Raw genomic sequence first — 13,628 nt, forward strand, 5'->3', positions numbered from 1 at the left:
TCCAGTCAACGGTTAGCGGCGCCCTGCTTACTTGACCGACATTAAGTTTTATAGTAATTTTAGTCATTATTATAGAATATTTAAACCTAAATTGGTTTTTATTCCTGGGATGGGATGCGGAAAAATGCTCATAATTCCTTACAGTGTAAGCAATTACCCCCCCCCCCCGATAGATTTAGTAGATTATTTTAATCCCATAACTTTTCCCTTTCATACCTATTCTTATTCGGTCCTCAGAAAAGCCCGGGGTTTTCAGTCATGGAAACCCCGGGCCTTTTTTGTTCTTCCTGCGATTACAGGGTATTTCCCTGAAAAATATTTTTATTCCAAAGGAGTGAAGAAATGAAAAGAAATTGGCTAATTGGCCTAAGCGGCGTCCTGCTGGCAGTCTCCCTGGTCTTCGTCAGCTGCGGCGGCGATGACGGCGGCGGGGGGCCTGAAATAAAGAAGACTTCCGGAGATGATTTCGCTACTGCTATAGAAGAGGCTTTCGAGGATTTACCTGTAGAAGGTATAACAGCGGCGGCGGTGAAAGAGTTAACATTCGATCAACTTTTTGAGGAACTTGCTAACCAGACCGGACTCTCAAAGGACGAAATAAAAAAATATTTTACCCAGGATGTAGATGGGACAAACCCGGTTGATGGCAGCATAAAAATTAAAGATGCCGGAGATTTTTACATAAGCGAAGCCTTATGGGATGACTTATCCGGCAAAGATGAAACCGGGCCCGGCAGCGGGAGTATTTCTGTAACCAAGGTCCAGGTATATGACGCACAAGACACGACCAAAGCAATAACCGGCAAGGCAACCGTAAAACTTGATCCGTACCTGGGTGATCGCCCTTCAAACCCCACCTATTTGAATGCCGGAACGATTGCCAATGGCAAACTGACCCTAACGCTTCCGTCTACCGGCTTTGAGGATTTTCTGTTCACACAAAAAGACGAACCGGAGTTGAAAGATCTTACGATACAGCCCGCGGATACCAAGATACTTTGGAGTGCGAGATTAAGACTGTTTAACGCTGCGGGTAACGAAATCGGCAGGCTCCGTTATGAGAAAGCCAGTCAATCCGACGATGGTGAAATTTCGTATTGGTATTTTGACAAGGATGTTCGCATCACCGGTACCTTGTCTTCCTCCGAAGAGCACGACAATGGGATTACGTGGACCGGTACCGATAAATATGATATCAATGTGAAAAAGGGCTGGAATCCAATACGGTATTACGGAACAGGGAATCAAACAACGCATACGTGGGACTATACCTGTACAAGTACGATCGGTAACACATCAGGGTATAAATGGACCTTGGACTGGTGGGGTGACGGCCTCGATCCTGACTCCTCCGAATCCGGCGGCGGCGCCCAGGCTGTTGTGATAGACGAGCCGGTGTATCAGTATCCCAAAAACGAATCAAACTTAACGACTACCCTTAAGTATTATCATGGCATGGCTGATCGCACCATAAGAACGCTGGCTTCGGCGGGTATTCCCGATTTTGTCGTGACCAATGGACACCTGAATGTTACGCTGCCTGCCACGCTGAGCGCGGACGCTGTTTATGATACAGATAGCGGGTTAGCTGGCAGCGGCCTTACGATAGCGCCATCGGACGCAAAGATTTTCTTCCTAAACGCCCTTTATGACAACTCTGATGGTTCGGGGGAATCATTATTACACTGGGGTAAAATAGGTGATAATGGCGACGCCAATTATTTTATCTATGCCAATAAAGATGTAACGGTAACCCGTGGCAGTGAAGTGATCCAACTCAAAGCAGGCTGGAATTGGGACGACAGCGATACCTATAATTGGACCTACTATAATTGGGATAATGAAGATTAAAGAAGCCTGACAGCGTACCGTACAGATCGAAGATCCGACGCTGCGCGAAACTCTATTTACTAACATCGGCCCGATTTAGCGGAAACAGCCCGCAAACCGGGCTTTTTTTATCTCTTCCTCCCAAGCTATTCCCTATCACCTGTTTTTCCGGTATCCTTTCCTTATGCCCTGGTTTTTCGAGAACGAAACGGATTTAGCCGCAAAAAAGAAGCATAAACTTGCGGAACCCGAAGAATTCCGGGTCGTTATGCTGAACGATCACTATACCACCATGGACTTCGTAGTGGAGATCCTGATGCTCGTCTTCCATAAGGGTGAGGAGGAGGCGAACCGCATAATGATGGATATTCACCGGAAGGGCCGGGGCGTTGCGGGAATCTACCCCTGGGATATAGCCCAAACCAAGGCGGAACAGGTCCATGCCATGGCCCGGCAGAACGAATTTCCTCTGCATTGTGTGGTAGAAAAAAACTAAAAATTTGATTATATTTATTGGGAGGGGTGAAAAGTGAAAATCAGCCGCCACGTGCAGGCGATCATCAATGCCGCCTATAATGAGGCCAAGGTACGTAACCATGAGTACCTGACCCCCGAACATGTTCTTTATGCAGCCCTGGCCTTTAACGAGGTACAGGGCATCCTTGTCTCCTGCGGAGCCAACCTGGATCAGCTCAAGCTTGGGATGGAGGATTATTTTGAACAGCAGGTACCCACCCAGGACAATACCGAACCTACCCAAACCGTGGGGTTCCAGAGTGTATTGGAGCGGGCGGTACTTCAAAGCCAGTCTTCCCAAAAGCAAATCCTGGATATCGCGGATATCCTGGTTTCCCTTTACGATGAAGAGCGGAATTACTGCGCCTATTATCTGCGCAAATCCGGGATAAAGAACCGGTTGGAGCTTCTGGAAAGCCTTTCCCGGGAATTCGAAGATGAGGGTGAACAGAATTTTTCCCAGGGCTATTCCCCTAAATTTAGCCGAACCAACCCCAACCCCTTGAATGAGGGGGAACCGGGCCGCGAGGGTTTTCCCGAAGAAGGGGAAATGGCGGATCCCGCCCAAAAAACCAAGGCCAACAAACGGAGCGCCCTGGAACGGTACGCCACGGAGCTTACCGCCCTGGCAAAGCTGGGCAAACTGGAGCCGGTAATCGGCCGGCGGACCGAACTGGACCGGACCGTGCAGGTGCTTTGCCGCCGGCTTAAAAACAACCCCGTCCATGTGGGGGATTCCGGGGTGGGCAAGACCGCCATCACCGAAGGGCTGGCCCAGCGCATTGTCGCCGGGGAGGTCCCCCCCACCTTAAAGGATTTTTCAATCTTTTCCCTGGACATGGGCGCCCTGGTGGCGGGAACCAAATACCGGGGCGATTTCGAGGAACGGATCAAACGGGTTGTGGAAGAGATCCTGAAAAAAGAAAAGGCCATCCTCTTTATTGACGAGATCCATACCCTGGTAGGGGCCGGTTCCGTCTCGGGCAGCGCCCTGGACGCCTCCAACCTCCTTAAGCCCGCCTTATCATCGGGGAAACTCCGCTGCATAGGCTCCACCACCCACGAGGAATACGGCAAGTTTTTCGAGAAGGACCGAGCCCTGTCCCGGCGCTTCCAGAAAATTGATATTGACGAGCCCAGCCAGGAGGATGCCATCGCCATACTCCAGGGGCTCAAGTCTAAATACGAGGATTACCACAAGGTGCGGTACAACGATGCGGCGGTGGAGGGCGCAGTGCGGCTTTCCGCCCAGTTCATCACCGAACGGCGCTTGCCGGATAAGGCCATCGACGTAATCGACGAGGCCGGGGCCTTTGCCCGTATCGAAGCCTTCAAAAACAAGGCCGATAGGGGCGCGGAGCTTCCGCGGGAAGCTTCGGCAACGGGTACAGCGGAAACACCGGCGACGGGTGCGGCGGAAGTATCCGCGGAGGAAGCGCCTATAGACATCGGTCTCCAGTTAATCGAAGCCGTGGTTTCCCGGATAGCCCGCATCCCCGAACGGTCCGTGGGGGAAAGCGAGAAGGACAAGCTCCGCTTCCTGGAGGACAAGCTCCGCTCGCGGATCTTCGGCCAGGACGAGGCGATCCTGGCGGCGGTCAAGGCGGTCAAGCGTTCCCGGGCCGGGTTCCGGGCGGATAACAAGCCCGTGGCGAACTTCCTCTTTGTGGGCCCCACCGGTGTCGGCAAAACCGAGTTGGCCCGGGCTTTGGCGGATATCCTTGGGGTGTCCATGCACCGCTTCGACATGAGCGAGTACCAGGAAAAGCATACCGTGTCCCGTCTTATCGGATCCCCCCCGGGCTATGTGGGTTACGAAGAGGGGGGCCTCCTCACGGACGCCATCCGGAAGCAGCCCCACAGCGTTGTACTCCTGGACGAAATCGAAAAGGCGCATCCGGACATCTACAATATACTTCTCCAGATCATGGATTACGCTACCCTAACCGATAACAACGGCAGGAAGGCGGATTTCCGCAACGTGGTCTTTATCATGACCAGTAACGCCGGCGCCCGGGAAATCGGCAAGAGCCTCATCGGCTTTGGCGAGCGGGTTGCCGGAGAGGCGGAGGTGGACAGCGCGGTGGAGCGGATCTTCACCCCGGAATTCCGCAACCGCCTGGACGCGGTGATCCGCTTTAGTCACCTGTCCAAGGAAGTGATGCAGTCCATAGTCCGCAAGGAACTGGATCTCTTTAAAGCCCAGTTGATGGAAAAGAAGGTAGACCTGGAAATAAGCGATGCCTGCGTGGAGCATCTTGCGGAAGAGGGCTACAGCCAGGAATTCGGCGCCCGCAACGTGGGCCGCCTTATTGAAGACAAGATCAAGTCCTTCTTTGTGGACGAGGTCCTCTTCGGCAGCCTCAGTTCCGGCGGTGCAGCCCGGGCGGACTGGCACGACGGGGACTACCACATTGAGGTACGTGATTCCGCAGAAGCGCTGGCTTCGATAGACGGCTAGAGCCTCCCCTATCCTTATACCATGCGGTTCCGTTCCGGTCCGGACCCCCAATTTCCTTACCTCACCGAGTATGATCGCTTTAATTTTCCGTCCCCCGAGGAAAGCCCGGACTGGATCGTAGCCGTGGGGGGTAATCTCTCCCCGGGTATGCTCCTTTCCGCCTATGAACAGGGCCTGTTCCCCTGGTATAACCAGGATGACCCCATACTCTGGCAGTCCCCGGACCCCCGGTTTGTCATATTTCCGGAAAAACTCCACGTTTCAAAGTCTATGCAAAAAGTTTTTAGACAGGGGCAATTCAGCTTTGCCCTGGACCGCAATTTTCCCGCTGTCATCCATGGCTGCGGTGAGGTCTGCCGCCCCGGCCAGGGGGGTACCTGGATCACCAAGGACATCATCGCCGCCTATACGGAACTCCACCGCCTCGGCTGGGCCCATTCTGCGGAAAGCTACCTGGATGGCGAGCTGGCCGGGGGCTGCTACGGGGTACGGCTTGGCAATGCCTTTATCGGGGAATCCATGTTCGCCCGGGAGCCCAATGCGTCTAAAGCAGCATTTCTGCGGCTGGCAAAGATCCTCTTTGCGGACGGGGTCTCCTTCATCGACTGCCAGGTTCACACGGATCATCTGGAAAGCCTGGGGGGAGAGGAGATCAGCAGGAAGGAATGCCTTAAACTTCTGGGCCGAGCCCAGGCGGAACGGAACCACGCCGGGGGTAGGAGGGGCAATTGGGGAGAGTTGTACGGAGAATTATAACACAAATAATCAGCGCCTTGGGCGTTGATTTACCATGAGATTTTAGAACTGATCAGCCGATCTTAGCCGAGGAGATCCACGTTGTTACCGACATTAGAATCGGTGATAACTTCGGCGGACTCAAGCAGCTTGGCAGCAGCGGCGCCCTGTTCTTCAGCATTCCGAATGGCCATGCTCTGAACCTTAGCCGCCGCTTCCTGCTGAACCGCATCTTGGGTCATAGGCTTAGAAACGTTTTCTATTTCCATGTTATAAGTATACACCGGAATACACAAAAATGCAATAACAATGAAAAAAACCGTAAAAGACTACAGCCGCCCTTGGTATCACCTTCGCTGTCCCATACCCAAGAGCGGCACTGGTACTATTCCCGCCTTACTGTAATTCGGCGGGCACCGTCTTGGGCATCTCCGTATGATTAGGCCCAAAGTGTTTGAGGATTACCAAAGGCTCAACACGGCTCTTGTTGACCAGCGTTACCCCGGCTTTTGCCGTGGACTCGGCAACAAAAAACTCATCGGTACTCTGCTGACCAAAACGCAGCAGGGTCGGAGCTTCAATCTCCCACTTGTTCAAAGTACCATGCCCCTGCACACAGATAAGACCGTAGGCGGCGGGGTCCTTGACGGTAACGCTTTCTCCGGGCTGCACCGTAAGTTCTTTGGCGCCAAAGTACTCGTTGGCATAGGATACCCACTTTTCCGTATGGGCCTTATCGGAAACCACCGTAACCGGGGGCCGGAAATAGTGCTTCCGGTAACTGGGGTCTATGTTCTTTTCCCAATCCAGGAGGCTGAAGATATAGTCGATATCTTCTTTTTTATCCGTGGGACATTCGGCCACGAGGAATTCCCGGGGATAAATCTCGCCGGAAGCTACATTTTCATATACCGCATTTACATCCGCATTCCACTGGGGTTCATAGGTCAGCACCGAAGCTGGGGCATGGATAACCCCCGCCGGGGTATACCAGCCGGTTCCCAGGGTTACCCGGTAGGCCCGGGAAAGTTCAGTAATCCGGGTATCGCCCTTTAGGTAATCCCGCAGTCTCTGTTTAACCTGTTCGGGTTTTACATCGGGATCAAAGCCAAAATAGGTGGCGTCCAGGGTTCCGGTATAATTATTCAACTGAGGCGGGAAGTAGTAGGACTCCGGTTTACCCAGCTTCCCCACATTTTTAGCATGCTCAAACATCAGATGCACATGGTGAAACAGGGGATCCACATAGTCAAAATATTTTGAATACATGGGCCAGCCGCCGTATTTTTTTACCAGCTCTTCGCCTACGATTCCGGCGCCCAGGGTTTCAACCGCTTCTTTCAGGGTAAACTTCTCATCATTGTCATAACTTACCGCCACATAACTCAAGCCTTCGTCCGCCCCGGCCAGGGGTCCGTTTTGTGCGGCAATGGTAGAGGCAAACCAGCGTTCCTTTATAGAACCCCGTATCAGCCCATACGCATAATAATCATTTGGGTGTAGTTTAAGACGTCTGCCCGCCTTACCGTTGGGCCGTGGCACAAACACCGGATTCAGACGGAAAATACCGCCGCCCTGTTCTAGGGTCTTTTCGATAAGTGATTTGTTACTCATTCTTATATTCTCCTTTGGTACATTTGGTTTTCATTTTTTGAGCAATCGGGTTGGCGGTATATTCCATCGCCTGAACCACCTAGGCTTCCCGTAAAAACGCGACGTATCCTTTATAGGTGGTGTAGAGATCTATCTTACTGATCACCTCGAAGGGCGAGTGCATGGAGAGCACCGGAATACCGCAGTCCAGGACCTCTACCCCCAGGTTAGCCACATCCAGGGCGATGGTTCCGCCGCCGCCCTTATCGACCTTGCCCAGAGCGCCGAACTGCCACTGGACCTTGTTCCGGTTAAGTATGCCCTGAACCTTCTGGCAAAATTCAGCGTTCGCCTCGCTGCCCCCGAACTTGCCCCCCCGGCCGGTAGCCTTGGATAATACGATGCCCTTGCCAAAGTAGGAGGATGTTTTTTTGTCGTACACCGAATCGTAGTTCGGATCAAAGGCGGAGTTTACATCCGCGGAAAGCATGGCGGATTTGCCCAGGCACTGCCGCAGGCTTATCTCAGAATAGCTGTCTAAGGTTTTTGCCCCCAGGTAGGCCACGAAATTTTCGAAGAGCCGGGACTGGGCGCCGGTATTTCCCATGGAGCCAATCTCCTCCTTATCGGTGAGGAGACAAACTACGGTCTTTTCGGGAATGTCAGCAGTATTCAGGGTCCCGTGGAGGGCGGCGAAGGCGCAGCAGCGGTCATCGTGACCGTAGCCGCCTATCATGCTCCGGTCAAAGCCCAGGTCACGGGCCTTGTGGGCGGGGACAAACTCAAACTCCGCCCCCGCAAAGTCCTCTTCCAGGATGCCATATTTTTCGTGGAGCAGGCTGAGGAGTTTGAGCTTAACCTTGTCCTTGGCCTTGGGGTCCTTGTAGGGCCGGGACCCCGCAAGGATGTCCAGCCCTTCCCCATCGATAAAGTCCGATGCCTTCTTCTGCATCTGCTCCCGGGCAAGGTGGGGCAGCAAGTCGGTGATGCAAAAAACCGGGTCATCCTCATCCTCCCCTATACATATCTCCCGCTTTACCCCGTCCTTGCCAACCACCGTGCCATGCATGGCCAGGGGTATGGTGAGCCACTGATAATGCTTTATCCCTCCATAATAGTGGGTATCCAGCAGGGCTAATTCGGAATCCTCGTAGAGGGGGTTGGTTTTCAGATCGATACGGGGGGAATCCACATGGGCCCCCACGATATTGAGCCCCTCGGTAAAGGGCTTGCTGCCGATCACCGCAAAAACCAGGGACTTGCCCTTGATATTCTGGTACACCCTTGCGCCGGGCTTTAGGCTGCCCTTTTCCTGCAAGAGGATATCCAGATCCTTAAAACCCTTTTCCTTAAGCAGTTCCAGGGCCGCCCGTACAAATTCCCGCTCGGTTTTTCCCCGGTCCAGGAATACCCGGTATTTTTTGGCAAAGGACTCGATCTCCTTAAGATCTTCTTCGGAAGCGGCGTCCCAGCAGTTCTTTATATCAAAACACAGTTTTTCCGAAAGCAGCTGGCCCTCGGTTTTCTTGTCATCATCGTTGGCTCCCATGTTATACCTCCTGGACAGCCTATTTCGCTTTTCGGAAAAAAGCAATATGGACTGAGGCGGGGTCTTATCGGCAAAGACGGGCGGAGGGAGGGGCATCCCCGACGCTCGCACGCTTGTAGAATCCACCTCCGGAGCCCCGCAAGCGGGTCTCCTCCGGCGGGGAATTCCAAATGTGCTCGGTCGGGGATGCCCCTCCCTCCGCCCGCCGATGCCAATTATACAATGCGCTAAACTTAGTTAGGTATCTCCGGTTTCCGGGAAATACGCCAAGCTTAGTTAGGCGTCTCCGGCTCCCGGGAAATACGCCAAGCTTAGTTTGGCGCCTCCGGCTCCTGGGAAATACGCTCAAACACAGGCTGTGCGAACAGGCGCCGGTGGGGGCGGGGAGCCACGCTGCGGGATATTCTGGAATTCCCTGCTGGAGGAGACCTACTGGGCTCCGCAAGCAGACTCTACAGGCATCCCGCAGTGGGGATTCCCGCCCCCACCGGCGTTTTTCCGATCCGCCCCTCTCAATGTTCCGAGTGTTTTTCCCAAGAGGGCACGAAAGTTGCATGAATTTCGTTTTTGTAGTATCATCGATCTACCATGACCATACGAGACCGTTACGCGCCATCCCCCACGGGGCTTCAGCACATAGGGGGGATACGAACCGCCCTGTTTAATTATCTTTTTGCCCGCTCTCAGGAGGGGCGCTTCATACTCCGCCTGGAGGATACGGACCGTACCCGGTATGACGAGGTGTTCGTCAAAAACCTCTACGATACCTTTTCTTGGCTGGGCATCCATTGGGACGAGGGGCCGGATATCGGCGGAAGCGCCGGCCCATACATACAGTCCGAACGGTTTGAGCTGTACAAAAAGTACGCCCTGGAGCTGGTGGAAAAAGGCCGGGCCTATTACTGTTTCTGCTCCGCAGAACGGCTGGACAAAATCCGCGCTGAACGGGAAGCGGCCCATGCCAAGGAAGCCGGCTACGACCGGCACTGCCGGGACATCCCCCCGGCGGAAGCGGCAGCCCGGGCACAGGCCGGGGAAGCCTATACCATCCGCCTTAAGATACCCCTGGGCGAGAATCCGGGGGAGTCCGCAATAACCAAGTTCCGGGATCAGCTCCTGGGGGATATTGAATGGAAGAACGATGATGTGAGCCCCGACCCGGTGCTCCTCAAGTCCGACGGCTTCCCTACCTACCACCTGGCCAACATTGTGGACGATCATCTTATGGAAATTACCCACGTACTCCGGGCCCAGGAATGGCTTTCCTCCACCCCCATGCACGTAATTCTGTATAAGGCTTTCGGATGGGAACATCCGGTGTTCTGCCACCTCCCCATGGTGATGGGTCAGGACGGCAAAAAACTGAGCAAACGCCACGGCGCCACCAGCATCGACGAGTTCCGCCGCCAGGGTTATCTGCCGGAGGCGCTGCTTAACTATGTGGCCCTCCTGGGGGCCTCCTACGAGGAGGGCAGGGAAATCTATACCCTGGAAGAACTGGCGGAGCGGTTCAGCCTGGACAAGCTCAACAAAGCCCCGGCGATCTTTGACTATAAAAAACTGGAATGGTACAACGGCCAGTACATACGGATGAAAAGCGATGCGGAGCTTGCCGCCCTGGCCCTGCCCTACAGTATTGCTGCGGGCCTTTTCGGCGAAGCGGGAACGGAGCCCAATGCGGAACAACGGGGCGTCTTTATTACCGCCATGCCTTTGATCAAGGAACGGCTTGTATTCCTCCACGAGGCGGCGGAAAAACTGCGTTACCTGTTCAGCGAACCGGCGATCCCCGCAGCGGAGGAATTTATCCCCAAAAAAGCGGATCTGGCCCAGGCGATCAAACTTTTGAAGCTGGGCCGGGAACTGGTAAAGCCCATGGCTGAATCGAATGATGAGGATGCGGAGGCGCTTATCAAAGCTGCGGCGGAAAAGGCGGAGCTAAAGCTCGGCGACCTCTTGATGCCCCTGCGGGTAGCCATTACCGGCTCGCGTGTCAGCCCGCCCCTCTTCGGGTCCCTGCGTATACTGGGAGCGGAACGGGCACTGGAACGGGTGGATAGGGCCTTGGCAGCGTTACTACTTGAAGGGAATTCCTAAAACCAAACTGAAAGAAAAGGACCGGTAATATTCATCAAAGGCGTCGGTGAGGATAAAATCAAATACAAATTTATAATTATTTAAGGCCGGGATGGATCCAAAATTAGGCGGACAGGGCAATAAATAGAAAAACTACCGGGATACTCCGTACAAACTTCATCGTTGATTCCTCCGTACTTATAGTAAAACTGAAAGTTCCTCAAAGACATCCCCCAGATCTTCAAATTTCATAAGCGCATAAGAGTCCATGGGAGTTTCCATGTTATTAACGATAACCAAATCCCCGCCCCGGCGCTGGGTAATCTGGGGAATGGCGGCGGCGGGATAGACCGTGAGGGTTGTTCCCAGGACCAGCATCAGATCCGCCCGGGACGCTTCGGACTCGGCGGCCTGGAGCGCCCGTACCGGGAGGGCCTCCCCAAAAAAGGTGATCGCCGGTTTCAGGACCTTGCCGCACTTTTTACAGCGGGGAAGCTCTCCGGCTTTAACCAGGGCCGCGGTCTCGTCAAAGCCCATGAGGTCGCCGGCTTTTTCCGGCAGGCTGGCGCCGGGTCCCGCTGCGCGGGTAACTCCGTTGCAAGTTGCGGCCAGGGTCTCCACCCGGGAAAGGTCGGAACAGTGGAGGCAATAATGTACCGACGGAGAACCGTGGATTTCGATCACCCGTTTGCTCCCCCCCTTTTGGTGGAGGAGATCGACATTCTGGGTAATAAGGCTCTTCAGAAAGCCTTTCTGCTCAAGCCGGGCCAGGGTTTTGTGTACTATGGAAGGTTCCCGCTCATGGACATTGTAGATAAAGTCCGCCGAAGCTTTGTAATAAAAGGAAGGATCACGGTGAAAATAATCAATATCAAAGATCTTCTCCGGGGGGAATACCGCATCCTGGTCGTTGTAGAGACCGTTTTTTCCCCGGAAATCCCGGATCCCCGACAGGGTGCTGACCCCGGCGCCGGTGAGGGTTACAAAATGCTCAGCAGCAGCGATGCGTTCAAAAAGCCGGGCAACATCTTTCTTAATAGCTTCGGACATGAATATTCCTTATTTTTCCTGAACCGGCGGGGCATGGGTTTGGAAAAGCTTAACCATACCGGGCCGGTTAAAGAGGGCCACATACTTCCGGGCGCTGGCCCCAAGGCTGTCCGGCTCATCAACATTGGCACCTGCCTTGAGGAGCAGTTCCACTGTGGGCTCGTCGTTAAGCCCCACCGCTATGATGATGGCGGATTGGCCGTCCTTGCTCTTAACATTCACATCGGCGCCGGCATTGAGGAGATCCCCAAGAATATCGCTGTGCTTTCCCAGGGCGGCGTCGATAAGGGCGGAACCGCCCCGGTCCCGGGCCAGGAGATTTACCGTGGCGCCGTTCTTGAGGAGCAGCTTTGCTATCTCCCATGCGCCGGAGCGGGCGGCAAGACAGAGCAGGGGAACCCCGTTTTTGTCCAGGGTATCCGCTGAAAACCCAGCCTGGAGGAAGAGGGCCGCCGCTTCGTCGTTTTTTTCCGCAATGCAGCGCCCCAGGGAATCCACCGTAACCGGTATGCCCTTTTCCAGCAGGCTTATCCGAGCCTGTTTCAGGGTATGCTCCCGGGTCCACTCCTCCGCTTCCCGGACCAGGTAGGCCAGGAACTCCGCATCGGTTTTAAACTGAGCCAGATCCTTGGTAAGCTGCGGAGCCAGGGAAAGGGCGCCTTCCCCATAGGACACCAGGGGCAGGTGGGCGCCCCGGGCAAAGCCCGCAGCAAAACTAAACCAGGAAGGGCCCGAGGGGCCCAGGCCGGCGGTATTGGGGAAAATCGCCATCACATGGGTGGCATCCGCAAGGGCCTCCCCTAAACGGGATTCCCCGGATTCCCAGGCCCCTTCCAGAAGCAAGGCCTCTCCGTTTATTTTCTGATTTTTTATCTGCTTAAGCAGATCCCCGGCAATTTTCCGGCCATCCCCGTCGTGGAGCATCACTATTTTCACCCTAAACCCCCTTTTGTATTACACTATGTATTACATCTCTCGATTATAGGAAAGCCCCGCTCCAATGGCGGTGGTATATTCGGCATCCACGGGATACTCAAAATGAACCGCGTACATAGTAGTTATGGCGTCCAGAATTTTCTTGCCGATAGGATTGTGGCTGCCATTCCCGGTAACGATAACCCGGTCCGTACGTTTGCTCTTGGCCGCAAAAACCGAAAGCATACCGATAACCTGGAACACCATGTTCACCAACCCCATGGCTATATCCTCGTTTCGCGCAGTATCCAGCATCTTGCCGAAGTTGGAAGCCGTGGCTTCCCGGTTCAGGAAACTCAGGTCCATATCCATGATATCTTCCATATTCAGATCCACCTGGTTAAGGTTTCCCAGTTCCGCCTGTTCCATGATACCATTAAAATCCGATGTGGAGATCAACTTCTTTGCCAGGCCCAGTATGGTCCCCCCCCCTACTCCGGAGCCGCCCATGTGGCTTATGGAACCCTTCCGGGCGTCGATAATTGCCGTACCGGTACCAATATTGGTGATCACAATATCGTCTTTCCCGGAAAGGAACATACCCCCTATACCGATGGACTGAATTTCGTCCACCCGCTGGGTAGGAATCCCGAAAAGGTCGTTTTTTATTTTTGAAGCCCCCGCGCCGGTGATCATGATCCGCTTAATGTCCCCAATTTTATAATCATTTTCCATTAACATCTTACCAAAGGCGCCGGTGGCGGAGGTTACCGCATCCATGGCCTTGGTTTTAATTTTTTGTATCTTTTCCCCCGCCACGATGGAAACCGCCTTGGTGGTGGTACTGCCTATGTCTATCCCTATGATCATAGGGCATTGTAGCAAAAAACCGGTATATGTTGC

The 13,628-nt window shown here is 54.0% G+C and carries 11 protein-coding genes; 5 read left to right on the forward strand and 6 right to left on the reverse strand.

The features are described 5' to 3' along the window. Window positions 1-342 precede the first annotated feature (342 nt). The 4 genes from TPRIMZ1_RS0114435 (at window position 343) to aat (ending at window position 5,563) form a co-directional block, all read left to right on the forward strand. Window positions 343-1,851, forward strand: a complete 1,509-nt coding sequence (locus TPRIMZ1_RS0114435; protein ID WP_010261573.1) for a hypothetical protein — start codon at window positions 343-345, stop codon at window positions 1,849-1,851. Between the two features lie 163 nt (window positions 1,852-2,014). Next, complete coding sequence (locus tag TPRIMZ1_RS0114440) at window positions 2,015-2,326, forward strand: ATP-dependent Clp protease adaptor ClpS (RefSeq protein WP_010261578.1); 312 nt, start codon at window positions 2,015-2,017, stop codon at window positions 2,324-2,326. A gap of 33 nt (window positions 2,327-2,359) precedes the next feature. Beyond that, window positions 2,360-4,807 carry an ATP-dependent Clp protease ATP-binding subunit ClpA gene (gene clpA / locus TPRIMZ1_RS0114445; protein ID WP_010261580.1) on the forward strand — a complete coding sequence of 816 codons (2,448 nt, stop codon included), beginning with the start codon at window positions 2,360-2,362 and terminating at the stop codon, window positions 4,805-4,807. A 21-nt stretch (window positions 4,808-4,828) separates the two neighbouring features. Beyond that, entirely contained in the window at window positions 4,829-5,563 is a 735-nt protein-coding gene (aat, locus tag TPRIMZ1_RS0114450) for a leucyl/phenylalanyl-tRNA--protein transferase (RefSeq protein WP_010261582.1), read from the forward strand. Window positions 5,564-5,625: 62 nt separating this feature from the next. On the opposite strand, the gene TPRIMZ1_RS0114455 is transcribed toward aat, so the two are convergent. From TPRIMZ1_RS0114455 to TPRIMZ1_RS0114470, 3 genes are all read right to left on the reverse strand, one after another. Then, window positions 5,626-5,811 (reverse strand): putative motility protein, encoded by a 186-nt coding sequence (locus tag TPRIMZ1_RS0114455; protein WP_010261583.1) that lies wholly within the window; start codon window positions 5,809-5,811, stop codon window positions 5,626-5,628. 127 nt (window positions 5,812-5,938) lie between these two features. Beyond that, entirely contained in the window at window positions 5,939-7,156 is a 1,218-nt protein-coding gene (locus TPRIMZ1_RS0114460; RefSeq protein ID WP_010261587.1) for a hypothetical protein, read from the reverse strand. 79 nt (window positions 7,157-7,235) lie between these two features. Continuing rightward, a complete protein-coding gene (locus tag TPRIMZ1_RS0114470) occupies window positions 7,236-8,684 on the reverse strand; it encodes an aminopeptidase (RefSeq protein WP_010261591.1) in 1,449 nt (482 codons plus the stop codon). 588 nt (window positions 8,685-9,272) lie between these two features. Between TPRIMZ1_RS0114470 and gltX the strand changes: the two genes are divergently transcribed. Next, complete coding sequence (gene gltX / locus TPRIMZ1_RS0114475; RefSeq protein WP_010261594.1) at window positions 9,273-10,781, forward strand: glutamate--tRNA ligase; 1,509 nt, start codon at window positions 9,273-9,275, stop codon at window positions 10,779-10,781. Window positions 10,782-10,958: 177 nt separating this feature from the next. On the opposite strand, the gene TPRIMZ1_RS0114485 is transcribed toward gltX, so the two are convergent. From TPRIMZ1_RS0114485 to TPRIMZ1_RS0114495, 3 genes are read right to left on the reverse strand one after another with little or no spacing between them, the layout of a single operon-like run. Beyond that, window positions 10,959-11,810 (reverse strand): Sir2 family NAD-dependent protein deacetylase, encoded by an 852-nt coding sequence (locus tag TPRIMZ1_RS0114485; protein ID WP_010261599.1) that lies wholly within the window; start codon window positions 11,808-11,810, stop codon window positions 10,959-10,961. Window positions 11,811-11,819: 9 nt separating this feature from the next. Further along, window positions 11,820-12,746, reverse strand: coding sequence for an ankyrin repeat domain-containing protein (locus TPRIMZ1_RS0114490; RefSeq protein ID WP_100217100.1), 927 nt, complete (start codon window positions 12,744-12,746; stop codon window positions 11,820-11,822). A gap of 30 nt (window positions 12,747-12,776) precedes the next feature. Further along, window positions 12,777-13,595 carry a pantothenate kinase gene (locus tag TPRIMZ1_RS0114495; protein WP_026043732.1) on the reverse strand — a complete coding sequence of 273 codons (819 nt, stop codon included), beginning with the start codon at window positions 13,593-13,595 and terminating at the stop codon, window positions 12,777-12,779. Window positions 13,596-13,628 lie beyond the last annotated feature (33 nt).

The organism is Treponema primitia ZAS-1 (assembly GCF_000297095.1).
GTDB lineage: Bacteria > Spirochaetota > Spirochaetia > Treponematales > Breznakiellaceae > Termitinema > Termitinema primitia_A.

What these genes read in the sequence shown, in the direction of transcription:
- TPRIMZ1_RS0114485 (WP_010261599.1), bottom strand. Translation starts at nt 11,810, where the DNA reads ATGTCCGAAGCTATTAAGAAAGATGTTGCCCGGCTTTTTGAACGCATC.
- aat (WP_010261582.1), top strand. Translation starts at nt 4,829, where the DNA reads ATGCGGTTCCGTTCCGGTCCGGACCCCCAATTTCCTTACCTCACCGAG.
- gltX (WP_010261594.1), top strand. Translation starts at nt 9,273, where the DNA reads ATGACCATACGAGACCGTTACGCGCCATCCCCCACGGGGCTTCAGCAC.
- TPRIMZ1_RS0114440 (WP_010261578.1), top strand. Translation starts at nt 2,015, where the DNA reads ATGCCCTGGTTTTTCGAGAACGAAACGGATTTAGCCGCAAAAAAGAAG.
- TPRIMZ1_RS0114455 (WP_010261583.1), bottom strand. Translation starts at nt 5,811, where the DNA reads ATGGAAATAGAAAACGTTTCTAAGCCTATGACCCAAGATGCGGTTCAG.
- TPRIMZ1_RS0114460 (WP_010261587.1), bottom strand. Translation starts at nt 7,156, where the DNA reads ATGAGTAACAAATCACTTATCGAAAAGACCCTAGAACAGGGCGGCGGT.
- TPRIMZ1_RS0114470 (WP_010261591.1), bottom strand. Translation starts at nt 8,684, where the DNA reads ATGGGAGCCAACGATGATGACAAGAAAACCGAGGGCCAGCTGCTTTCG.
- TPRIMZ1_RS0114495 (WP_026043732.1), bottom strand. Translation starts at nt 13,595, where the DNA reads ATGATCATAGGGATAGACATAGGCAGTACCACCACCAAGGCGGTTTCC.
- TPRIMZ1_RS0114435 (WP_010261573.1), top strand. Translation starts at nt 343, where the DNA reads ATGAAAAGAAATTGGCTAATTGGCCTAAGCGGCGTCCTGCTGGCAGTC.